A 22206-nucleotide genomic window follows, 5' to 3' on the forward strand; every position below is an offset into this window, starting at 1 on the left:
TATAGCCATGGCAAAACTACTACTATTAACCTTCTTTGTTTTTGCAACTGCAGGGGCACAAACTACGCACCATGTTAACTGGGGTATTGGCGTGTCGCCAAGCCAAACTACCATTACTATTGAAAAAGGCGACACCGTTATGTGGATGTGGACATCAGCGCATCCGCACACCGTTACAAATAAACCCGGAAGTACTGAAATATTTGACAGTGGTACAATAACAGGTATTGGTCAAACCTATTCACATACATTTACTGAAGTAGGCGTAAATCCGTATGTATGTTTAATTCATGCCTCAATGCAGGGCACAATAACTGTAGAGGAAACAATGGGAACCAAAAACAACAAAGCCGATTTATTTGAATTTTACCCGAACCCTGTTACAGATGTAGTAACAATAAATGCCGAAAAAAACATTAATAATATTACTGTTTTTGACATGCAGGGCAGAAAAGTTATGGAAACAACAGGTGGCAACCCAACCAGCAAAATATATATGTCGGCTTACCCGGCCGGTACTTATATATTTAATGTAACTGCCGGAGAAGAAACGCAAACAATATCAGTCGTTAAAAAATAATTGGTTGTAATGGTTTGAATGTTAAAGGGCTATATTTAATTATATAGCCCTTTAAAAATTATTCTTTTATAAACTTATTAGAGTAGTATTTCCCTCCCTGTTCCTTAAGCATAAGGATATATACACCTTTTGAAAGGTTTTGAACATCTATTTTATCCTGCTCAACTGCAACTGTTTTTATAAGCCTGCCGTTAAGGTCATAAACTAAAGCATTCGCAAACGCAAGGTTATTGCTGTTGTTTATATGTATAAAATCACTGGCAGGATTAGGATACAGTTTAAATAAATTGCTGTTAAAAGATGTTCTGGATAATGTTTCCCCCTCTGTTACCAGCAGGGCTGCATTAATATCAGGATTTTCAATTATATCTATAGTTCCCGAAGGCCATTTTACAACTACCTGGTCAATCTCTTCGGCTTCACCTATACCAAAATGAGTGTTTAAAGTGCTCATAAATTCAAAGCCATCCCCACTGCGCACATCCCTTATCTGCATCCCCCAGTCGCCATGTATTTCTACACGTGCGCCAATACCGTTACTGTTACTTTCCATACCTTTCAGGTTTACTTTAATCCAGTTGTTATCACTTCCGGAATTAAAATATACCATACTGCCGTTTTGTATATCAAGATAGCCATCATTATTAAAGTCGCCCACAGGGCCGCTGCTGGCAGGTATGCTGGCTCCGCTAAAAGTCATATTCCCATTATTGAACATTATTTTATTACCGCCTCCCATTACATCTATAAAGCCATCGTTATTAAAATCATAAGCCACGTGTTCCCTGCTTAATGATGTATTGGTATCAAAACCGGAACCTGCCGTTACATCGGTAAATGTGCCGTCCCCGTTGTTCATCATAAGCTTATGCCCACCGTGTGAAGTTGAGTTTGCCCCTACCATTAAATCCATATCACCATCATTATCAAAATCTCCCCACGCAGAAGACCACGTTTGTATCATATCGGATAAGTTTGATTCTATACTTACATCCGTAAAAGTACCGTCGCCATTATTGCGGTGCATTTCATTAATTCCGGCAGAGCCGCCGCCGCCGCGACACTTGGCTATAAACAGGTCCTGGTCGCCGTCATTATCATAGTCAACCCATATAGAGCCATAATTCCCACCGCTTGGATGATTGCCCAGCCCGCCCTGGTAAAAGGTTCCCGTGCCGTTACCATTATTAAGGAAATACACATTGGGCTGAACATCATGGCATATAAAAGCATCAAGGTTGCCATCATTATTTATATCAACAAAATTAGTGCGCTGTGAAAAGACATAAACTGATGTTTCAATTTTTGAGGTAAACCCAGTACCGTCAGGGTTACTTAACAATACAACCGCGCCGCTGTTATTACCATAAAGCAGGTCGTTATAACCATCTTTATTATAATCGCCGGCTGCCATGCTCCAGCCCGGCAGATAATTTGTAGATGGAGCCGGTAACGATGCATATGTAAAGCCGGAGCCATTGGGCGACTGGTAAAGTATATTTACAGCGTTATTGCCGGGGCTTACAATATCATCAAGGTAATCACCGTTCATGTCAACTGCACATATACGGTAGCTCCCTCCAATATTTACCTGCTGCCCTGAAAAACTTATTCCGTAATCAATAGGCTCCACATAAGGTGTTTCTGTCAGGGAGAAAGAAAAATTGTTACTATTCCACTTATTGTCAAAAGCAATGTAATACGTTGTACCTGCTACCGCCGGAAATTCAACCAAGGATGAATAGTTATCACCGCTGTCATCATCTCCCGCATAACAGGTTAATGCCGAACAGCTTCCAGTATATACATGCAGGCGCGTATCAGGTGTGCCCTCAACATCTGTCCTTATTATAATATTATAATTATTCTGTGGAATATATTTAAACCAAATCCCCATAGTGGCACTGTTAGTCCCATTAAGGCATAAAGGCGCAGGAATCTGGCTGTTGGGTTCATAATTTGCCCCATGTACTCCAGCGGTTACCAAAACTGCTGTTGCGCAGTTTTTTTGTGCCCGCACTTGGGTAAGGGCTGCCACGGTAAAAAAAAGTAAAGTAAGGTGTTTTTTCATAATTAGGTTTAGTTAGTGTTGATGTTTTGAGTTATTTTGTTATGGGCAAGGGTTTTCCATAGAGGTTATCCATTGCTCTATAAGGTCAACCCCTTCCTCGTGTATTATAGTCCTGCCCATTAACGGCATTCGCTGCGATTCTTCATTGGTATTCATCCTGGCATGCATAGCAGATCTTTCTGTGCTTCCTGCTGCTACTATAAATGCCTGCGAAGACTGAAAAGGCTGTACGCAAACTCCCATATTTACAGGATTGGCAGTTTCGCTGAAAGCAAACCTGATAGGAACATAGTCGCAGTGGGCACCTTCACTGTGGCAATGGGCGCAGTTAATATCAAGATAGGAACGCACCCTTAACTCAAGCGGCTGGCTTTCATCAGCCCAATCTACTGCCGAATTTATGGTTTGCGGTGCAGTATTAAGATAACCTTCTTCAATCCATTTGGAAAGCTGGTTCCTGCTTCCATCACTATAGGTATATAGCCTATTAAGGTTTTGAGGCTTAGGCCCTATAGGCACTGCTTTTTCATTTTGTTTATGGCAAGTAAAACATTCTTCATGCGATGGAATGCGGTATGAAGTACTTTTTGTAACGCCATTTTCCACCCAGGTAACATCGGTAAACATCCCGTTCATATTAAGCTCGGCCTCAGTCTGTGCCTCATTCCATACATAATTGGCAAATATCCAGCCGTCAGCAGTATTAATAAGAAGCCTTGTTTCAATTATCCTTGTTGTATTGGCAGGCTGCACATTATCATAATAAAAGTTTTTAATTAAAACCGCACCTACCGGAAAGTCAAGTATTTTCCCATCTGCCGCATAGGTTGCGCTTGTGCCTTCGGGCATCCATACAAATCTTTTTTTATGTGCATAGTCGGTAAACAAAGGGGTGCTTAAATCATACGGCAGCACACCATAAGCCGGAGCAAGATTTTTCATGTCGCCCTCATAAAATTTATACTGCGATAAATTATCATAGGGCACCATGGCAAGGTCAACCACTACCGGAGATTGGGGTATTTCCTCATATTTATCAGGGTTAGAAGAATCATCAGATCCACATGATAAAAGTGCAGAGAATAAAAGTAAAAAAAATATACTCTTTAAAAAGTAATTGTTTTTCATGCTGTTTTATAGGTAAATTTTATAATTGATTAACAAATATAAAATAAAATACCATACCTCAAATTTTCTTTAAAGATAAATTCGATTTAATGTAATTTTTTAATTATCAACAGCTTGGTGGATTTACTGCAGGAATAAGCAAAACCGTATATATAATAAAAAAGCCCCTTTTACAAGGGGCTTTTTTATTATCGGCTTAAGTACATTTTCCTTCGGGAATATAATTCATAAAACTGGTCGTCTTTAAGGTCTTCAATAAACAAAATGCTCTCGCCGGTAGATTTCATTTCCGGGCCAAGCTTTTTATTAACACCCGGGAATTTATTAAATGAAAATACCGGTTGCTTAATAGCATATCCCTTAAGCTGCGGATTAAAAGTAAAATCTTTTACCTTCTTTTCTCCCAGCATAATCTTTGTGGCATAATTTACATAAGGCTCGCCATAAGCCTTAGCAATAAACGGTACGGTACGGGAAGCCCTGGGGTTAGCCTCAATAACATAAACAATATCATCCTTAATGGCGAACTGTATATTGATTAAACCCACCGTCCTTAAAGCCAGTGCTATTTTTTTGGTGTGGTCTTTTATCTGCTGCATTACAAACTCGCCAAGGTTAAAAGGCGGTAAAGTTGCATTACTATCACCCGAATGTACACCACAAGGTTCAATATGTTCCATTATACCTATTATATACACATCTTCACCATCGCAAATAGCATCTGCCTCGGCTTCTATTGCACCATCCAGGTAATGGTCAAGCAACAGCTTGTTATTAGGTATATGTTTCAGCAATTCAATAACATGCTCTTCCAGTTCTTGTTTGTTGATTACAATTTTCATGCCCTGCCCTCCAAGCACATACGATGGCCTTACAAGCAGTGGGAAATCAAGTTCATCAGCAAGCTTTACAGCCTCTTCGGCATTTTCAGCCACACCAAATTTAGGGAATGGTATGTGAAGTTCAGAAAGCAGTTCAGAGAACCTGCCCCTGTCCTCAGCAAGGTCAAGCGCGTCATAGCTTGTACCTAAAATTTTTATGCCGTAACGATCAAGCTTTTCAGCCAGCTTAAGGGCAGTCTGCCCGCCAAGCTGAACAATAACGCCCTCCGGTTTTTCATGCCTTATAATATCGTAAATATGCTCCCAGAAAACAGGTTCAAAATATAATTTATCGGCAGTGTCAAAATCTGTTGAAACCGTTTCAGGGTTACAGTTAATCATTATAGTTTCATAACCGCACTCCGAAGCAGCAAGCACACCGTGAACACACGAATAGTCAAACTCTATACCCTGCCCTATCCTGTTGGGGCCAGAGCCCAGTACAATTACTTTTTTCCTGTCGGAAACAACACTTTCATTGGCTACATAGCGCGTGCCGTCCGCCCTTTCAATTTCAGCTTCAAAGGTAGAGTAATAATAAGGTGTTTGTGCTTTAAACTCAGCAGCACACGTATCAACCAGCTTATAAACACGCTTAACGCCCATTTCTTCACGCTTATTATACACCTGGCTCTCCAGGCATCCCATCATGTGGGCAATCTGCCTGTCAGCAAAACCTTTTTGCTTGGCTTCCAAAAGCAATTCTTTAGGAAGGTTATCTATAGTATAGCCCGATATTTCTTTTTCAAGTGCATAAAGTTCTTCATACTGCTTTAAAAACCACATATCAATATTGGTAATTTCATGTATGCGGCTAAGCGGTATGCCCATCTGTATAGCATCATATATTACAAAAACCCTGTCCCAGCTTGCATTGGTGAGCTTCTCTATAATCTGCTCGTAATTCTTATAGCCTTTACCGTCGGCGCCAAGTCCGTTACGCTTAATTTCCAGTGATTGTGTAGCCTTGTGCAACGCCTCCTGAAACGACCTGCCTATACCCATAACCTCCCCTACAGATTTCATCTGAAGGCCAAGTGTCCTGTCTGCACCTTCAAACTTATCAAAGTTCCAGCGCGGTATTTTTACAATAACATAATCCAGTGTAGGCTCAAATAAAGCCGATGTAGATTTTGTTATCTGGTTTTGCAGTTCGTCAAGATTGTAACCTAATGCCAGTTTTGAAGCAATTTTTGCAATTGGGTAACCTGTTGCTTTAGATGCCAGTGCCGAAGAACGCGACACCCTTGGGTTAATTTCTATGGCAACAATATCTTCTTTTTCATCAGGGCTAACGGCAAACTGCACATTACACCCCCCGGCAAAGTTGCCTATGCTGCGCATCATCTTTATAGCCATGTCGCGCATCCTTTGATATGTAGTATCAGACAAGGTCATAGCCGGGGCAACAGTTATACTGTCGCCGGTATGGATTCCCATAGGGTCCATATTTTCTATAGAACAGATAATCACCACATTATCATTCTTGTCCCTCAGCAATTCCAATTCATATTCTTTCCATCCGAAAAGAGCCTTGTCAATCAGCACCTCATGTATTGGTGAAGCTTCCAGTCCACGGGTAAGAAGCTCATCAAAATCTTCTTTCCTGTGCACAAAAGCCGCCCCTGTTCCCCCAAGCGTAAATGATGGGCGTATAACGAGCGGAAAACCAAACTCCTGCGCTATTTCCTTTCCTTTTAAGAAAGAGTTTGCAATTTTAGCCGGTGCTGCGGGTATGCCAATGCGCTCCAGCAGCTGCTTAAACTGTTCCCTGTCTTCTGTAACATTAATTGCATTGATATCAACACCAATGAGCCTCACATTAAAATCGGCCCAAATACCTTTCTCTTCTGCTTCCAGGCAAAGGTTAAGTGCTGTCTGCCCGCCCATTGTGGGTAATACCGCATCAATTTCGGGATGGTCTTTCAGTATTTCAATAATAGATTTTGTGTTGAGCGGTTTCAGGTAAACATGGTCGGCCATGCTTGGGTCGGTCATTATGGTTGCAGGGTTGGAATTGATAAGTATAACTTTTATACCTTCTTCCCTAAGCGACCTGGCCGCCTGAGATCCTGAATAATCAAACTCACAGGCCTGCCCAATTATTATCGGGCCCGAGCCTATGATCAAAACAGATTTAATAGAATTGTCTTTCGGCATTGTATGTGTTGTAGTTGTTGTTTAGTGAGTTGCGCAAATTTACTATTTATTTTACAAAAACACCCCTTAGCTGCGGGGGTGGTTTTTACAGGATATAAAAAAAGGCGTTACTGAAATTAAGTAACACCTTTATATATGCTTTACAAAAAACATTATTTTTTATGTCTTGGTTCGCTGGAAACAGTTAATTTATGTCTTCCTTTAGCCCTTCTGCGAGCAAGCACTTTCCTGCCGTTGGCAGAAGCCATTCTTTCCATAAAGCCGTGCTTGTTTCTTCTTTTTCTTTTCGATGGTTGAAACGTTCTCTTACTCATTGCTTTGTATCTTTAAATCTTTATTGAATATCTTACTCCGGACTATCGGAATACCGTTATTCCAAAACCGAGTGCAAATATACAAAGCTTTTTTTCTTTCGCAAGTGGTTTTTCAAAAATATTTCTAATTGATTTTATTACCTTTGCTGGCGCAAATTAAAACAAAAACCATGTTCCATAAAAACATAAAGCTGGCATTGGCAGCACTTATTATTGCTGTGGCAGTGTGGCAATTTACGGATAAAAATATTGGCAACGGAATTTTTCTTTTACTGCTTGCGGGGCTTGTGGTACTGCTATATTTTAAAAATGAGTTTATAATACTGGCTTTCCTTAAATTAAGAAAACAGGATTTTGACGGTGCTAAAAAGTGGCTTGATAAAATAAAAAATCCCGAAGGGGCACTGGTGCGCAAGCAGCAAGGCTACTATAACTACCTTAACGGGCTAATGCTTTCGCAAACCAACCTTACACTGGCCGAAAAATACCTTAAAAAAGCAGTAGAGCTTGGGCTGAATATGGATCAGGATATGGCTATGGCTAAATTAAACCTTGCCGGTATAGCCATGACCAAAAGGCGCAAAATGGAAGCATCTAACCTGCTTAATGAAGCCAAAAAACTGGATAAGCACAATATGCTAAAAGACCAGATTACTATGATGAAGCAGCAATTAAAAAAGATATAACATTTTTAAATGATAAATAGAAAAACCGCCGATTGGCGGTTTTTCTATTATATTGGGTAGGGTTTATTTAAGTAATTATGTTCTATAAAGAGAATATAACGTGTAAATATTTAAAATATTATATTTTTTAAATATATTTACTTAAATAATTAACTAATAATATGAATAAATTATTAGTTGCCATATCACTTTACTTATTTCCGCTCTTACTTTTCAGCCAGGGCGACAGCCTTTATTTTTCCAATGCTGTCAGGATAAATTTAAAAAAATATAAAAAAGAAAGCAGCCTTGCTTTTCGTACCGGGAATGTTGAACGCGGCAAATACTTATTTGACTCGTTGGTTGACTACAGGCTTACCGGCACCAAAATGGATAATTTTACCTTTAAAAAAGTAAACCGCAAAAAAATAAAATTAAATAGTTTTAAAAAGCCCGTTGTGCTTATAACCTATGCTTCATGGTGTGTAATGAGCCCTGGCGAAATTCCTGCATTAAATAAAATCGCACAGAAGTATAAAGATGATGTTGCCATAGTAGTGCTTTTTTGGGACAGGAGAAATAAAATGAAACGGCTGGCACGCAAATTTAACCGCCATATAACCGTTTGCTATGCACACGAATCTTATAAAGGGGACTCTAATGCGGTTACTTCCTTAAAACACACATTAGGGCTTCCTACTTCTTTTTACCTTGACAGTAAATTACATATTGTGGATATAAAAAGGTGCGGAATGCAGCTTTGCCCTAAAAAAACACCTTATAATAAGGCTTATGCCCTTAACTATAATTCTTTTTTAGAAGGATTATCTACAATAATAATTGATAAAGAAGTTAAAAAAGATATGCTTGCCATAAAGTAGCTGCCTTTATGGCAAACATATTAATAGCCCGAAGTGGGTATTTCTATAGTATAAACCTTACCATCTGCCACATCCAGCTTTCTGTCCCTTAGCCACGGGTTGTGTATTTTCAGTATTTTATAATTAATACCCTGCTCCTTTGCAAAAACGGCCAGGTCAGGGATAGAGCTGTTAACCAACACTTTTTTTACGGGCAGCAAAGGATATAAATCTCCGGGCAGTAATGTAAAATTATACTTAAGCGGATGCTGCATTATTTCTTTTAGCGCGAGTATCCTGAAAACATAACGCGACGTTTCTTCTGTCAGCAGCAGGTCATAATAATTATCAACCCCCTGAAAAGTTATTTGCCTGTTTACCCCCGTAACACCACCATTATAAGATGCAGCCGCGAGTGTCCAGCTTCCAAACTTTTCTTTTGCACTCAGCAGGTATTTACACGCTGCTTCGGTAGATTTTTCAAGGTGGTAGCGTTCATCCACAATATCGTTTATCTCCATGCCATATTCCTTTCCTGTTTCAGGCATAAACTGCCATACGCCCCTTGCACCCGCAGGCGATACTGCATTTACAAGCCCGCTTTCAATTACGGCAAGGTATTTAAAATCATCAGGCACACCGTTGCGCTTTAAAATAGGCTCAATAACAGGGAAAGCCCTGTTTGCCCTCTTTATAACAAGCTGCGTGCTGGCATGCAGGTTGGCATTTACCAGCAGCTCCCTGTCCAGCCTTTCACGCACATCGGCAATTTGAAGCGGGGCTTTTTCTCCCGCAAAACTTATTTCTGATGGAAAGTAATTTTCCTTGGCAGTTTCCTGTCCTTCGCTAACATTGGTTGATACAGCATGTATCAATACCCCGCTTAACAGCACTACTGATGCTATAACACCAGCCTTTTTAATCCTTTTCATAATTATACAGTGTTAGTGATTTATTAATGTAAATTTACAAAAAACAGGTTCAAATTTAATCTCCCGTTATTATTGCAGGCAGATTTTGGTTAAACCATTTTGCCTTATTAATTATCATTATATGGGTACCGCCCTTTACAGGTATAAAATCCTTTAGGTAACGGGACGGAAAAACACCATCGGCATCTCCATGAATGTGCACTATGCCCGGTTCAGGCTTCTCCCTGTCCCATAGTATTATAGTTTTAAACGCCCAGTCCAGGTATTTCTTATCCCTTACCGAAAGATATTTTTCATAAAGCTTTAACCGCCTTGTAATAAAGTTATTGCCGAACGAAAAACGGTTCACCCACTCTACCCTTTCCATTAATGAAGTAGGGAAAACCCTGTAGGCCTGTACAAGTTTTGCAAAGCGCATACGCCTGGGGAATTCGGCATTGCATTTAACGCTGGAAATGATAATTACTTTCCTTGCCTTTATTATTTGTGCCATTTCCTGCACCAGCACGCCACCAAAAGAAACACCTATTAAAACCGGGTTATTGTGCTTTATACCTTTAACTATCCTTTGTGCATAATGTTTAAGGGCTTCATCAGGCTCCGGCATTTTCCATTCAAGGAAATAGGTTTCAAAAATATCAGGAGGTAATTTTATATGTTCAAAAATAACAGGGCTGGCAGCCAGGCCGGGCATAAAATATACAGGAATTTTCTCCATTTGTTCCATTTTAACGCTTTAATGACTGCTTTAGTCGAATTTTATTACGAAATTTGTATAAAATTAAATCTTTTATCCCAAACCAACTTTTCCTGTAACTTAATTTATTACTAAATTATGAAAACCAGAATTTTTCCTAAAAGCCAAAGGGGCACTGCGGATTATGGCTGGCTTAAAGCCAATTTCTCTTTTTCCTTCGGTAATTACCATAACCCGCAAATGGTTCAGTTTGGGATGCTGAGGGTTTTAAATGATGATACCATTGCAGGCGGCATGGGCTTTGGCACACACCCGCATGATAATATGGAAATAGTTACCATACCGCTGGAAGGCGGGCTTACCCACCGTGACAGTATGGGCAACCAGGCTACCGTAAGGTTTGGTGAAGTGCAGGTTATGAGCGCAGGTACAGGCATACAACATTCAGAAATGAATGCAAGCCAGACTGATATTGCAAAAACACTGCAAATATGGATATTCCCGGAAAAGGAGGATGTAAAACCGAGATACGACCAAAAAGGGTTTAACCTTGAAAATAACAGGAATTCGCTTATTACCGTAGTTTCACCTCATGATAATAATGATGGCAATGCACTATGGATATACCAACAGGCTTTTATGCACCTGGGTGTTTTTGATGCCGGCACAACGTTTAATTACGATGTTAGGATTAAAGATAATGGCATGTATCTTTTTCTTATAGAGGGGCAGATTGAAATAAACGGTGAAACTATAAATGAGCGCGATGCCTTTGGTGCTATTGAATTTGACTCAATAGCCATCACTGTTAATGCACCGTCAAAAATATTGATAATGGAAGTCCCTATGAAGTTTAATTAAACAGTTATGGAAATAAAAGACAACGAATTCTCCAGGCAGTTTGAAGCTGTTTCGGATGGAGAAAAAATATCGGTTGAATATTCTGTACAGGAAAGAAAGCTTTTTCTTACCAAGCTGAATACGCCTAATGATATTGATGAAAGTATAGTAAACGAATTTTTGGAAAGCATACTTGCATCTGCCGAAGAAAAAAGGTTAAGGGTAGTACCCACCCATCCTAAAATTGCCGATTTTTTCCGTAAAAATCCGCAGTATAAGGAAATGCTGCCACCAGGCATCAGGATTTAATGAACCTGCTACCCTGCCCGCTTTGCCAAGGAAATACCCAGCCGTTTTACAAACACGTTGAGCGTATTTTTATGCGGTGTGGCAATTGCCTTTCTGTTTTCCTGCATCCAGATTTTTACCTTACTGAACAACAGGAAACCGCTCATTATGCCTGCCATAATAATAAACCTGATGACATTGGTTATCAAAACTTTGTCCGCCCGATTGTAAACAGCATATTCGCAGACTTTACTAAACTGGACTCAGGATTAGACTTTGGTTCGGGAACCGGCTCGCCCATAGTTAAACTGCTTCAGGACGAGCAATACAACATACAGCAATTTGACCTCTATTTTTATAATGAAAAGCAAAGGCTTAAACAGCAATATAATTATATAGCCTGCTGCGAAACCGCAGAACATTTTAAAAACCCTGCGCAGGAATTCACCATGCTCCGGCAAATGCTGCTGCCAAAAGGTAAATTATATATTATGACCGAAAGGTATAATGATGATATTAATTTTGCTGACTGGTATTATAAAAATGACCCTACACATATCTTTCTATACCACAAAAAAGCCTTTGAATGGATAAAAGATACTTTTGGCTTTAGTAAGGTTGAATTTAAAAACCGCCTGACTATATTATCTGTTTAGTTATTGGGCAGAACAGAGAACTATATTACAAAAATGATTGACTTTCTGTAAGCACAGGCTCATTTACAAAGTCAAAACGAACCAGGCCGTCCTCATCAATTTTTGTTAGCTTTACTTCATGCAGCGTGTTAACAAGTTCAGGATTCCACGGTGCTTTTACCTTTACATAATTTTCAGTAAAACCTTGTATATACCCCTCCTTATTTTCACTTTCAAACAATACAGTTCGTGTAGTACCTAGTTGGCCTTCATAAAATGCCCTGCGCTTTTTCACAGAAAGCCCCCTTAGCATTTTACTGCGTTTGCTCCTAACATTTGCAGGCACAACACCCGGCATGGCTGCAGCAGGTGTATTGTCCCTTTCACTATAAGTAAATACATGCAGGTATGAAATATCAAGGCTGTTAAGGTAATTATAGGTTTCAAGGAAATGTTCATCGGTTTCTCCGGGAAAGCCTACAATAACATCTACACCAATACAGGCATGCGGCATCATTTCGCGTATTTTGCTTACCCTCTCGGTATATACTTCCCTTAGATAGCGCCTCCGCATCAACTTCAATATATCATCACTGCCCGATTGCAGCGGTATATGGAAGTGCGGCACAAAAGTACGGCTCCCTGAAACAAACTCAATGGTTTCATTCTTCAACAGGTTCGGCTCAATGGACGATATCCTTAACCGCTCTATACCTTCTACCTTATCCAGCGCCTGTACCAGTTCATAAAAAGTATGTTCGTGCTTTTTATTGCCAAATTCGCCTTTTCCGTAATCTCCTATATTAACACCGGTAAGTACAATTTCGCGTATATTTTGCGCCGAAATCTCTTTAGCGTTTTTAAGTACATTCTCTAAAGTGTCGCTTCGTGAAATGCCCCTTGCCAGCGGAATGGTACAATAGGTACATTTATAATCGCAGCCATCCTGTACTTTAAGGAAAGCACGGGTACGGTCGCCAATAGAGTAGCTGCCTACATAAAAATCAGCCTCCGAAATTTCGCAGGAATGAACCTCTCCCATATCATTTTTGGAAAGGTCGTTTATATAATCGGTAATCTTGAATTTTTCTGTTGCGCCAAGCACCAGGTCAACACCGTCAACAGCAGCAAGCTCTTCCGGCTTAAGCTGGGCATAGCAGCCCACAGCCGCCACAAAAGCCTTATCATTATTTTTAAGTGCCTTTTTTACAATCTGCTTAAACTGCTTGTCGGCATTTTCAGTAACCGAGCAGGTATTAATAACATATATATCAGCCACGTCTTCAAAATCCACACGGTCAAAACCATCATCTTGAAAACTGCGGGCTATAGTAGATGTTTCTGAAAAATTCAGTTTGCATCCTAAAGTATAAAAAGCGACTTTTTTCCTGTTTTCCATTATATAAACCTCCCCTTAAGCAGTAACTTTAATTATATTTACCTCTGCAAAAAGAGGATGCAAATTTACATACAAAAATCCACTTGATGAAATCAATAATATATTATATATCAATTTGTTGCCTGATATTATTTTTTACAGCGTGTAATAAATCCAACAAAGAAAACCAGGATTACCTTGTTTTCAGGTATAACGAAAATGCCGCTGTCAACTCGCTCGATCCTGCTTTTTCGCGCACACGCCCCTCTATATGGATTTGCAACCAGATGTATAACGGGCTTGTACAGCTTGATGACAGCCTGAAGATACAGCCTGACATTGCAAAATCCTGGGATATTTCGGCTGACGGGCTTACTTATACCTTTACCCTGCGAAGGGACGTTTACTTTCATAAAAGCCACCTGTTTGGCGCAGACAGCACAAGGGCTGTTACCGCACATGATTTTGAATACAGCCTTAACAGGCTGCAGGATGGGGATATTGCTTCACCCGGGGGCTGGATACTGCAAAATGTAAAGGATTTTTCAGCCGTAAACGATTCTGTTTTTACCATTCGCCTCAACAAGACCTTCCCTGCTTTTTTAGGATTGCTTACCATGAAATATGCATCGGTAGTACCACATGAGGCTTTTGAGGCAAAAGGATATGATTTCAGGGCTGGCCCTATAGGAACCGGCCCTTTCCATTTTAAAATATGGGAAGAAAATGTAAAGCTTGTGCTGCGCAAAAACAACCTTTACCATGAAAAAGATGAAAATGGTGTGCGGCTTCCATACCTTGAGGCTGTTGCCATAACTTTTTTACCCGATAAGCAAAGCGGTTTTTTACAGTTTGTGCAAGGCAAACTTGATTTTGTTTCAGGGTTAGACCCATCGTATAAAGATGAGATACTTACTCCATCCGGGCAGTTGCAGCCAAAATACAGGGACAGGGTAAAAATGATTACAGGCCCTTACCTTAATACTGAATATTTGGGTTTCCGCATGGACGGGAATAACAAAGCCGTTAAAGACAGGCGCATCCGCCAGGCATTAAATTATGGCTTTAACCGCAGTAAAATGATTATGTACCTGCGAAACGGTATGGGCACCCCGGCTACCAATGGAATGATACCAACGGGACTGGGTGGCCACGGTGCAAAAGGATATGAATACAACCCTGCCAAAGCAAGGGCACTTGTGGCTGAATATAAAAAAGCAACCGGCGACAATAATCCTGAAATTGAAATGAGCACCACAGCTTCATACCTTGACTTAGCCGAATACCCGCAACGCGAATGGCAAAAAATAGGGCTTAATGTTACTATTGATGTTACACCGCCCACTACACTTACACAAGCCATAGCTACAGGTAAAGTGCCTTTTTTTAAAGCCACCTGGATAGCCGACTACCCGGATGCCGAAAATTACCTGTCCTTATTTTACAGCAGGAACTTTTCGCCCGGCGGGCCTAATTATACCCATTTTAAAAATGAGGAGTTTGACAGGCTGTATGAAAAAGCCTTTTATATAACGGATGATACAGAGCGGCAGGCACTTTATAAAAAAATGGACTCCCTTGTTATGGATGAGGCTCCCGTAGTGCCTTTGTTTTATGACAAAGCTGCCCGATTTACAGGAACCAATGTTACCGGGCTGGGCATTAACCCGCTAAACCTGCTGGTGCTTAAAAGGGTAAAAAAAAGCAGATAGTCTTATTAAAGTAATCTTAAATACCTCAACAGCGATTATTTTGTTGCGTAACTTTAAGGGTATAAAACCCTTTAATATGAAAACAAAATTATTTTTCCTGTTCGCTTTTATAACCTTTAACTGTATGGCGCAGGAAGTGCCTGTTAAGTTTAATGAGCTGCCGCGCGTGGCACAGGATTTTATAAACAAATATTTTCCGGATAATTTTCATCATGGTATTAAGGAAGTGGAAAGCAGAAAGATAACCTATACGGTTTTTATGAATGATGATACCGAAATTGAATTTACTGAAGCAGGAAGATGGACAGAAATTGACGGGGGTAATAATAAAATACCTTATACATTTATACAAAAGCCTATACTTGACTATATAAAACAAAACTACCCCAAACAATTTATTACAAAAATTGAACTGGAACAAACAGGATATGATGTGGAGCTTGACAATGGTATAGACCTTGAGTTTGATGCATCGGGACTGTTTATAAAAGTAGATTAAACCTTTTACCAATTCTTTCCAGATTTAAAGCCTTTATTGCACGCTTAATGTATATTTGATATACCAAAAGCACCAGTAAACATGAAAATTTTAATTGTTGAAGATGAACCGGGACTAAGGGAAGTAGTACAGCAATCGCTGGAAAAGGAAAAATATATAGTGGAAACTGCTGCTGACTTTTTAACCGGGCTGGAAAAAATAGGTGTTTATGATTATGACTGTGTTTTAATAGACATAATGCTTCCAAATGGCAGCGGGCTGGACTTAGTAAGAGAAGTTAAAAGACTAAACAAACAGGAAGCCCTTATAATAATTTCCGCAAAAGATTCGGTAGATGACAAGGTAGCCGGGCTGGACCTGGGTGCCGATGATTATCTTGCCAAGCCTTTTCACCTTGCAGAACTGCATGCCCGCATTAAATCGGCTATACGCAGGAAAAGGCACAATGGCGAAAATTATATTATATGGAATAATATCTGTATTTCACCCGAACAGCGATCTGTACATATAAATAAAAAAGAACTCACCCTTAACCGCAAAGAGTTTGACCTGTTGTATTATTTCATGATAAACCCTAGCCGGCTGATTAATAAAACTGCTTTGGCAGAATCTGTTTGGGGCGACCATATAGACCAGTCCGACAATCTTGATTTTGTATATTCGCAGATAAAGAATTTAAGGAAAAAACTGAAGGACGCCGGTGCCGAAGCAGAAATACAGGCTGTTTACGGAATTGGCTATAAAATGAGCTGACCTTGAAACTTGAAAACTATACTTTAAAATACCTTACACTTACCTTGCTGGCCGTAATTCCCTTATGGGCAGGGCTTTTTTATGTAATTGTAATGGAGGAAGTATATGATAATATTGATGACGGGCTTAAAAATTCCAAAATACTCATTATACGCCAGGCTTATGCCGATAAAAATATTTTAGATACTCCACGGCTTGGCATAAACCGTTTTACTATAACACCCCTTCCACAAGGCAGCTATTCCTACAAAGAAGAAATTACTACTGCAAAGGAGTTTATGGAGTATGATAATGATTATGAACCGGTAAGAGTGCTTACTACTATATTTGATGATGCCGAAGGCAAGCCGCACAGGCTGGAAATACGCTCCTCTATGGTGGAGGAAGATGAACTTCTGGAAGACCTTGCCATAGCACTTTTCGGGTTATATATAATGCTGGTTTTAACCATACTTTTTTTTAACCGTATTATTTTAAGGCGCATATGGAAATCCTTTTATGCCACCCTTACCACACTTAAACAATACAAAGTGGGCAGCGGGGGAAATTTTACTCCTGTGGAAACAAATATTGATGAGTTTAAAACACTTGCCCGCGAAGTTAAGGAGATGCTGGTTCGTAATGAGGAAATATATTCCAGCCAAAAGCAATTTATAGAAAATGCAGCCCACGAATTGCAGACACCTTTAGCCATAAGCCTTAACAAACTTGAACTTCTTGCCGAAAATAACAGTAACCTTGATGAGCAGCAAATGAACGAAATCGGCAAAATAGCCGATACGCTCAACAGGCTGGTAAGGCTTAACAAATCGCTGCTCATGCTTTCTAAAATTGAAAACCGCCAGTTTGCCGAGGAGAAGGAAATTAATTTTAATGAACTTGCCAGGAAGCTGGTAAATGATTTTTATGACCTTGCCGATTATAAGAACATTTCCCTTTCTATAGAAGAAAGGGCACAACTGCTGCATAATATGAATGGCGGGCTTGCCATTACCCTGCTTAATAACCTTATTAAGAATGCCATTATCCATAACTACCCCAATGGTATGGTACATATAATTATAGACAGCACAAGTATAGCCGTAACTAATACAGGGATAGCACAGCCGTTAAATGAAAACTATATTTTTAACCGCTTTGCCCGAAATGTTTCAAGTGAGCAGTCCACTGGGCTGGGACTTTCCCTTGTGAAATCAATTACTGCTATTTATAGCCTAAAAATAAAATACAGTTTTGACGGCAATCATACCTTCACCGTTAATTTTTCTTAAAAAACTTAATTTTCCAAATTCTTTCCAATTTCTGTAAGTAAAATTGCCTTATAAAAACATGCAGGGATTTTACCTGCCTGTTTACAATATTTTTTAACCCTAAAATGAAATTACTATGAAAAAAATGTTTTTAGCCGCTATTGTAGCATTGGGAGCTTTTAATTTGTCATGCAGTGATGATGACAACGGAAGTACAGATAAAATAATTGAAGCATCAGAACTTCCTGCCGCAGCACGCACCTTTGTGGAAACTTATTTCCCTGCTGCAACCTATACCCGTATTGAAAAACAGTCGAGGGCTGATAGTGATGGTTCTGTTTATGATGTGCATTTATCCAATGGTTTTGAAATTGACTTTACTGCCGAAGGCGAATGGACAGATATAGATGGCGGTATGGCCGAAGTGCCGGCAGGTATTATACCTGCACCCATATCGGCCTATGTAGCTGAAAATTATTCGGGCAGCTTTATCACAACTATTGAAATTGAAAGATATGGTTATGATGTAGAACTCTCAAATGATTTGGATTTGGTATTTAATGCTGAAGGTGAATTTGTAAGGGTAGACAGATAACAAAGAAATAGCCTATAAAAAGAGGCAGCCCGTTCAGGCTGCCTCTTTTTTATTTTTAGCTGATTTATTTCGTTTATTTTTCCTCCACTTCCAGGGTGCTACCGGCCTTTTGTGCTGCCATAGTCCTTTTTTAGCTGTACGTGCCTGCTTTTCCAGTTCATCCAGTACCCTGCTTTTAGAATACTGCTTATAATGCCATGCAAGGCCTGCCTTAACCAGTTCCTCATTCACGTTAATGCCATCGGCGGTAACTACAGTACCCACTACCCTGCCGTAATAGTCGCGTCCTTCCGGTGCTGTAACAGTTACCGTTTGGCCAAAGCATAAGTCAGATGCATACTGTTTTGCTGCCTTGCCAAATGCCTGCGAGCTTTCGGGGCAGTCAATTTCTGCAAGCCTTACGCGCTCCGGCTGCCCGTTGTATAATATTTCAAAAGTATCACCATCTTTTATACCTATCACTTTACCTGTAAATACAGATATATCGTGATTTTTGTCAGGCTCCTTTTCAATATGCGGTTTTTCTATAAAACCGTCTTTAGGCTTGTTTGTGTTTTTACTATCATCATTACATGCATAGTAAATAATAAATATCAGCAACAGTATAAGGCTGCCGATACTGTATTTTGGCTGCCGTTTCCTACTTCCTTTTACAGGGTTTAATCGTCTTTTCGCCATTTTTTGGTTTCCTCAAACACGTGCTCCATAATGGCAGCATCCTGTTCGGTAAATTCAACATTTCTCCTGGACATTACTATTTGCGCCGTTTGGAAAGCCTTTTTTGTTATGTAGGTAGTAAAGCCGGAAGCCCCTCCCCATGAAAAACTCGGCACAAAATTACGCGGGAAACCGGCACCAAAAATATTGGCACTTACACCAACAACGGTTCCTGTATTAAACATGGTGTTTATCCCGCATTTACTGTGGTCACCCATCATAAGCCCGCAAAACTGCAAACCGGTTTTTACAAAACCTTCCTTCTCGTAGCTCCACAATTTTACTTCCTCATAATTATTTTTAAGGTTAGAGTTATTGGTATCGGCCCCGAGGTTGCACCATTCCCCTAAAACCGAATTGCCTAAAAAGCCATCATGCCCCTTATTGGAATAACCAAACAATACCGAGTTATTAACCTCGCCACCAATGCGTGAATGTGGCCCTACTGTTGTAGCGCCATATACTTTGGTAGCAAGTTTTACCTGTGCGCCTTCGCATAGTGCAAAAGGCCCGCGTATAACAGAGCATTCCATTATCTCGCTGTCCTTTCCTATATAAATAGGCCCTGTTAAAGCGTTAAGCGTTACAAAATGCATTTTTGCGCCTTCTTCAATAAAAATGTTTTCGGGGGCAATTACATTTACGCCGGCAGGGATTGGCTGAGATATTCTCCCTTCTGTCAGCAGTTCAAAATCCTCCCGTATGGCAGCATCATTTTTCTGGAATATATCCCACGGATTTTCAATCCTAAGGCAATCACCTGTATATTCAATAACATCATATAAATCAAAATCAACTTCCTCCTGGGTATCTTTGGTGTAAAAGGCTATAACCTCATCGCCCATAAAAATAGCCTGGTTTTCTTCCAGTGCCTGCACCATTTCGGCAAGGTCTTCAGCAGGAAGGAAAGAAGCATTTATCATAATATTTTCCTCCATTTCTACCATCGGGTATTTATCCATCAGGTATTCTTCGGTAAGGGTTGTGGTAGTGTAGCCTAAATATTTTTCCCATTTTTCACGTATGGTCAGTATGCCTACGCGTATATCGGCCACCGGCCTTGTAAAAGTAAACGGAAGCAGTGCGTTGCGCACAGGCCCGTCAAAAAGTATATAGTTCATTGGTTGCCTGTTTTAGGTTTTCAAAGTAAGGCAAAAAACAGTAAAGTAGCAAAGGGAAAAAGGCATAAAAAAAGCCTCCTGAAAGGGAGGCTTTTGTATTTATTGAAGCAAAAATTATTTTTTGCTGAATTTTGCATATTTGTTTTTAAACTTGTCAATACGTCCTGCAGTATCAATAAGTTTAGATTTACCTGTATAAAATGGGTGAGATGTTCTGGAAATCTCCATTTTTACCACCGGATATTCAACTCCGTCCACTTCAATTGTTTCTTTTGTATCAGCTGTAGATTTGGTAAGGAAAACTTCGTCGTTAGACATGTCTTTAAAAGCTACCAATCTGTAATTTTCTGGGTGAATACCTTTTTTCATCTTTACGTAAATTTATTTTTTAATGGCTGCAACCCGTTTTGCGGCTTTCTTTTTTTGCAGAAAGGTGTAAACGCAATTACAACTTTTTGTTTTTAAATATTTTATATTCGAGTGCGCAAAAGTACAACTATTTTTTTAATATCAAATTTTTATAATTGTTTTTTTCAGTGTAACACAACGGTAATTTTAACGACTGATAAGGGCGGAATTACTATATTTGTAAATTAAATTTAACCAAACCAAACAATTTGAATTATGGCAGACATTGTAAAAAAGAACGGTATTAACTTCGGTATTATTGTAGGTGTAGTAAGTATACTTTCCTCTGCAATTATTTATGCAGTAAACCTTGAGCTTATGGTAAACATATGGCTGGGTATTGTGTTATTCCTTGTAAACCTTGTAATAGGTATTGTGGCCGTAGCCAAAACTAAAAAGGCAATGGGTGGCATTATATCATTTAAGCAGGCTTTTTCTGTTTATTTCTTTACTATGGCTATAGGCTCGCTAATAGGCACATTATTTATGTATGTACTGTTTAACTTTGTTGATCCTGCCGCAAAAGAAACCCTTACACAACTTACTGTTGAAAAAACCGTTTCCATGATGCAGGGTGTGGGCGCTAAAACCGAAGATATAAGAAAAACAGCCGAGCAAATACAGGCAACTGATAATTTCAGCATAGGCTCATTAATAAAATCATACTTTTTCGGTTTAATATTCAGCATTATCATTGCGCTGATAGTTGGTGCTGCATTTAAAAACACATCGAAGTCTGCAGAATAATTAAATGGATATATCTATAGTTATCCCGCTTCTTAACGAAGAGGAATCATTAAAGGAATTGCACAACTGGATTGTAAGGGTAATGGCTGAAAATAAATTCAGTTATGAGGTTATCTTTATAGATGACGGCAGTACCGACAATTCCTGGCAAACCATACAGCAGCTATCTGCTGAAAATAACTGCGTGAAAGGCATACGGTTTTTCCGTAATTATGGGAAATCGCAAGCCTTGCACGCAGGATTTGCCAAAGCTCAGGGCAATGTGGTGATAACTATGGATGCCGACCTGCAGGACAGCCCGGAAGAAATTCCGCAACTGTACAGCATGATTATGACCGAAGGTTTCGACCTTGTATCTGGGTGGAAAAAAAAGCGGTATGATTCGGTAATATCTAAAAACCTGCCATCCAAACTTTTTAACTGGGCCGCAAGGCGCACATCCGGCGTTAAACTGCATGATTTTAACTGCGGGCTGAAGGCTTATAAAAACAGTGTTGTAAAAAACATTGAGGTTTCGGGCGAAATGCACCGGTATATCCCCGTACTGGCAAAAAATGCCGGCTTTGCCAAAATAGGCGAAAAAGCAGTAAAACACCAGGCACGAAAATTTGGCACCACCAAGTTTGGCATGGAACGTTTTATTAATGGTTTTCTTGACCTTATTACTATCTGGTTTCTTTCCCGTTTCGGCAAAAGGCCCATGCACCTTTTTGGCGCGCTTGGGGTAATTATGTTTATTATAGGTTTGTTTTCTGCACTTTTTATAGGCATTACAAAACTATATAAACTGTACCACCACCAGCAGGCAATACTGGTAACTGATAATCCCTGGTTTTATATCGCACTTACCACAATGATTATAGGAACCCAGCTTTTCCTTGCGGGATTTTTAGGTGAAATTATACTGCGCACAAAAAACAATGAAGAGCAATACAAAATCAGCGAACTGATAGAATAAAAAATAGTTGTACCTTC

23 protein-coding genes are annotated in these 22206 nt (G+C 39.7%); 13 read left to right on the forward strand and 10 right to left on the reverse strand.

All coding sequences use genetic code 11. The features are described 5' to 3' along the window. Positions 1–7: 7 nt before the first annotated feature. Positions 8–580: a T9SS type A sorting domain-containing protein gene (locus GSF09_RS13060; protein ID WP_159802195.1), complete on the forward strand. Its 573-nt coding sequence runs from the start codon at positions 8–10 to the stop codon at positions 578–580. 58 nt (positions 581–638) lie between these two features. Here GSF09_RS13060 and GSF09_RS13065 read toward each other — a convergent pair whose 3' ends face one another. From GSF09_RS13065 to rpmH, 4 genes are all read right to left on the reverse strand, one after another. Then, on the reverse strand, positions 639–2651 hold the full coding sequence (locus GSF09_RS13065; RefSeq protein ID WP_159802198.1) for an FG-GAP-like repeat-containing protein: 2013 nt from the start codon (positions 2649–2651) through the stop codon (positions 639–641). Between the two features lie 39 nt (positions 2652–2690). After that, positions 2691–3779: a hypothetical protein gene (locus tag GSF09_RS13070; protein ID WP_159802200.1), complete on the reverse strand. Its 1089-nt coding sequence runs from the start codon at positions 3777–3779 to the stop codon at positions 2691–2693. Between the two features lie 188 nt (positions 3780–3967). Beyond that, positions 3968–6820: a carbamoyl-phosphate synthase large subunit gene (carB, locus tag GSF09_RS13075; RefSeq protein WP_159802202.1), complete on the reverse strand. Its 2853-nt coding sequence runs from the start codon at positions 6818–6820 to the stop codon at positions 3968–3970. Positions 6821–6972: 152 nt separating this feature from the next. After that, positions 6973–7134: a 50S ribosomal protein L34 gene (gene rpmH, locus GSF09_RS13080; RefSeq protein WP_026979292.1), complete on the reverse strand. Its 162-nt coding sequence runs from the start codon at positions 7132–7134 to the stop codon at positions 6973–6975. A gap of 170 nt (positions 7135–7304) precedes the next feature. Here rpmH and GSF09_RS13085 point away from each other — a divergent pair, with 170 nt between their 5' ends. Both GSF09_RS13085 and GSF09_RS13090 read left to right on the forward strand, forming a co-directional pair. Further along, positions 7305–7820 carry a DUF2892 domain-containing protein gene (locus tag GSF09_RS13085; protein ID WP_159802204.1) on the forward strand — a complete coding sequence of 172 codons (516 nt, stop codon included), beginning with the start codon at positions 7305–7307 and terminating at the stop codon, positions 7818–7820. 161 nt (positions 7821–7981) lie between these two features. Continuing rightward, on the forward strand, positions 7982–8680 hold the full coding sequence (locus tag GSF09_RS13090; RefSeq protein ID WP_159802206.1) for a redoxin domain-containing protein: 699 nt from the start codon (positions 7982–7984) through the stop codon (positions 8678–8680). Positions 8681–8700: 20 nt separating this feature from the next. Here GSF09_RS13090 and GSF09_RS13095 read toward each other — a convergent pair whose 3' ends face one another. Both GSF09_RS13095 and GSF09_RS13100 read right to left on the reverse strand, forming a co-directional pair. Continuing rightward, positions 8701–9591, reverse strand: a complete 891-nt coding sequence (locus tag GSF09_RS13095; protein ID WP_159802208.1) for a lytic transglycosylase domain-containing protein — start codon at positions 9589–9591, stop codon at positions 8701–8703. Between the two features lie 55 nt (positions 9592–9646). Beyond that, complete coding sequence (locus tag GSF09_RS13100) at positions 9647–10309, reverse strand: alpha/beta hydrolase (RefSeq protein ID WP_159802210.1); 663 nt, start codon at positions 10307–10309, stop codon at positions 9647–9649. 117 nt (positions 10310–10426) lie between these two features. Between GSF09_RS13100 and GSF09_RS13105 the strand changes: the two genes are divergently transcribed. Genes GSF09_RS13105 through GSF09_RS13115 form a run of 3 tightly spaced genes read left to right on the forward strand, consistent with a single transcriptional unit; the run spans position 10427 to position 12072 of the window. Further along, positions 10427–11149: a pirin family protein gene (locus tag GSF09_RS13105; RefSeq protein ID WP_159802212.1), complete on the forward strand. Its 723-nt coding sequence runs from the start codon at positions 10427–10429 to the stop codon at positions 11147–11149. 6 nt (positions 11150–11155) lie between these two features. Beyond that, complete coding sequence (locus GSF09_RS13110) at positions 11156–11437, forward strand: GNAT family N-acetyltransferase (RefSeq protein ID WP_159802214.1); 282 nt, start codon at positions 11156–11158, stop codon at positions 11435–11437. Beyond that, positions 11437–12072 (forward strand): class I SAM-dependent methyltransferase, encoded by a 636-nt coding sequence (locus GSF09_RS13115; protein ID WP_159802216.1) that lies wholly within the window; start codon positions 11437–11439, stop codon positions 12070–12072. The genes GSF09_RS13110 and GSF09_RS13115 overlap by 1 nt, the downstream gene beginning before the upstream one ends. A 25-nt stretch (positions 12073–12097) precedes the next feature. Here the strand turns inward: GSF09_RS13115 and mtaB are convergent, their stop codons facing one another. Continuing rightward, positions 12098–13450 (reverse strand): tRNA (N(6)-L-threonylcarbamoyladenosine(37)-C(2))-methylthiotransferase MtaB, encoded by a 1353-nt coding sequence (gene mtaB / locus GSF09_RS13120; RefSeq protein ID WP_159802218.1) that lies wholly within the window; start codon positions 13448–13450, stop codon positions 12098–12100. An 86-nt stretch (positions 13451–13536) separates the two neighbouring features. Here mtaB and GSF09_RS13125 point away from each other — a divergent pair, with 86 nt between their 5' ends. From GSF09_RS13125 to GSF09_RS13145, 5 genes are all read left to right on the forward strand, one after another. After that, positions 13537–15141 (forward strand): ABC transporter substrate-binding protein, encoded by a 1605-nt coding sequence (locus GSF09_RS13125; protein ID WP_159802220.1) that lies wholly within the window; start codon positions 13537–13539, stop codon positions 15139–15141. A 76-nt stretch (positions 15142–15217) separates the two neighbouring features. Further along, positions 15218–15640 carry a PepSY-like domain-containing protein gene (locus GSF09_RS13130; protein WP_159802222.1) on the forward strand — a complete coding sequence of 141 codons (423 nt, stop codon included), beginning with the start codon at positions 15218–15220 and terminating at the stop codon, positions 15638–15640. A gap of 81 nt (positions 15641–15721) precedes the next feature. Next, the gene (locus tag GSF09_RS13135) at positions 15722–16393 is read left to right on the forward strand and encodes a response regulator transcription factor (protein WP_159802223.1); all 672 of its coding nucleotides are present in this window, start codon (positions 15722–15724) and stop codon (positions 16391–16393) included. 2 nt (positions 16394–16395) lie between these two features. Next, the gene (locus GSF09_RS13140) at positions 16396–17664 is read left to right on the forward strand and encodes a sensor histidine kinase KdpD (protein WP_159802224.1); all 1269 of its coding nucleotides are present in this window, start codon (positions 16396–16398) and stop codon (positions 17662–17664) included. Positions 17665–17779: 115 nt separating this feature from the next. Next, positions 17780–18238: a PepSY-like domain-containing protein gene (locus GSF09_RS13145; RefSeq protein WP_159802226.1), complete on the forward strand. Its 459-nt coding sequence runs from the start codon at positions 17780–17782 to the stop codon at positions 18236–18238. 33 nt (positions 18239–18271) lie between these two features. Here the strand turns inward: GSF09_RS13145 and GSF09_RS13150 are convergent, their stop codons facing one another. The 3 genes from GSF09_RS13150 to GSF09_RS13160 form a co-directional block, all read right to left on the reverse strand. Then, a complete protein-coding gene (locus tag GSF09_RS13150; protein WP_159802228.1) occupies positions 18272–18916 on the reverse strand; it encodes a thermonuclease family protein in 645 nt (214 codons plus the stop codon). Further along, on the reverse strand, positions 18898–20076 hold the full coding sequence (locus tag GSF09_RS13155) for a GlmU family protein (protein WP_159802230.1): 1179 nt from the start codon (positions 20074–20076) through the stop codon (positions 18898–18900). The genes GSF09_RS13150 and GSF09_RS13155 overlap by 19 nt, the downstream gene beginning before the upstream one ends. Before the next feature lie 114 nt (positions 20077–20190). Continuing rightward, entirely contained in the window at positions 20191–20445 is a 255-nt protein-coding gene (locus GSF09_RS13160) for a type B 50S ribosomal protein L31 (protein ID WP_159802232.1), read from the reverse strand. 255 nt (positions 20446–20700) lie between these two features. On the opposite strand from GSF09_RS13160, the gene GSF09_RS13165 reads away from it, so the two are divergent. Both GSF09_RS13165 and GSF09_RS13170 read left to right on the forward strand, forming a co-directional pair. Continuing rightward, positions 20701–21231 carry a DUF4199 domain-containing protein gene (locus GSF09_RS13165; RefSeq protein WP_159802234.1) on the forward strand — a complete coding sequence of 177 codons (531 nt, stop codon included), beginning with the start codon at positions 20701–20703 and terminating at the stop codon, positions 21229–21231. A gap of 4 nt (positions 21232–21235) precedes the next feature. Then, entirely contained in the window at positions 21236–22189 is a 954-nt protein-coding gene (locus GSF09_RS13170) for a glycosyltransferase family 2 protein (RefSeq protein WP_159802236.1), read from the forward strand. Positions 22190–22206: the final 17 nt, after the last annotated feature.

The sequence above is a fragment of the Flavobacterium sp. MK4S-17 genome (genome assembly GCF_009848495.1).
Classification (GTDB): Bacteria; Bacteroidota; Bacteroidia; order Flavobacteriales; family Flavobacteriaceae; genus Flavobacterium.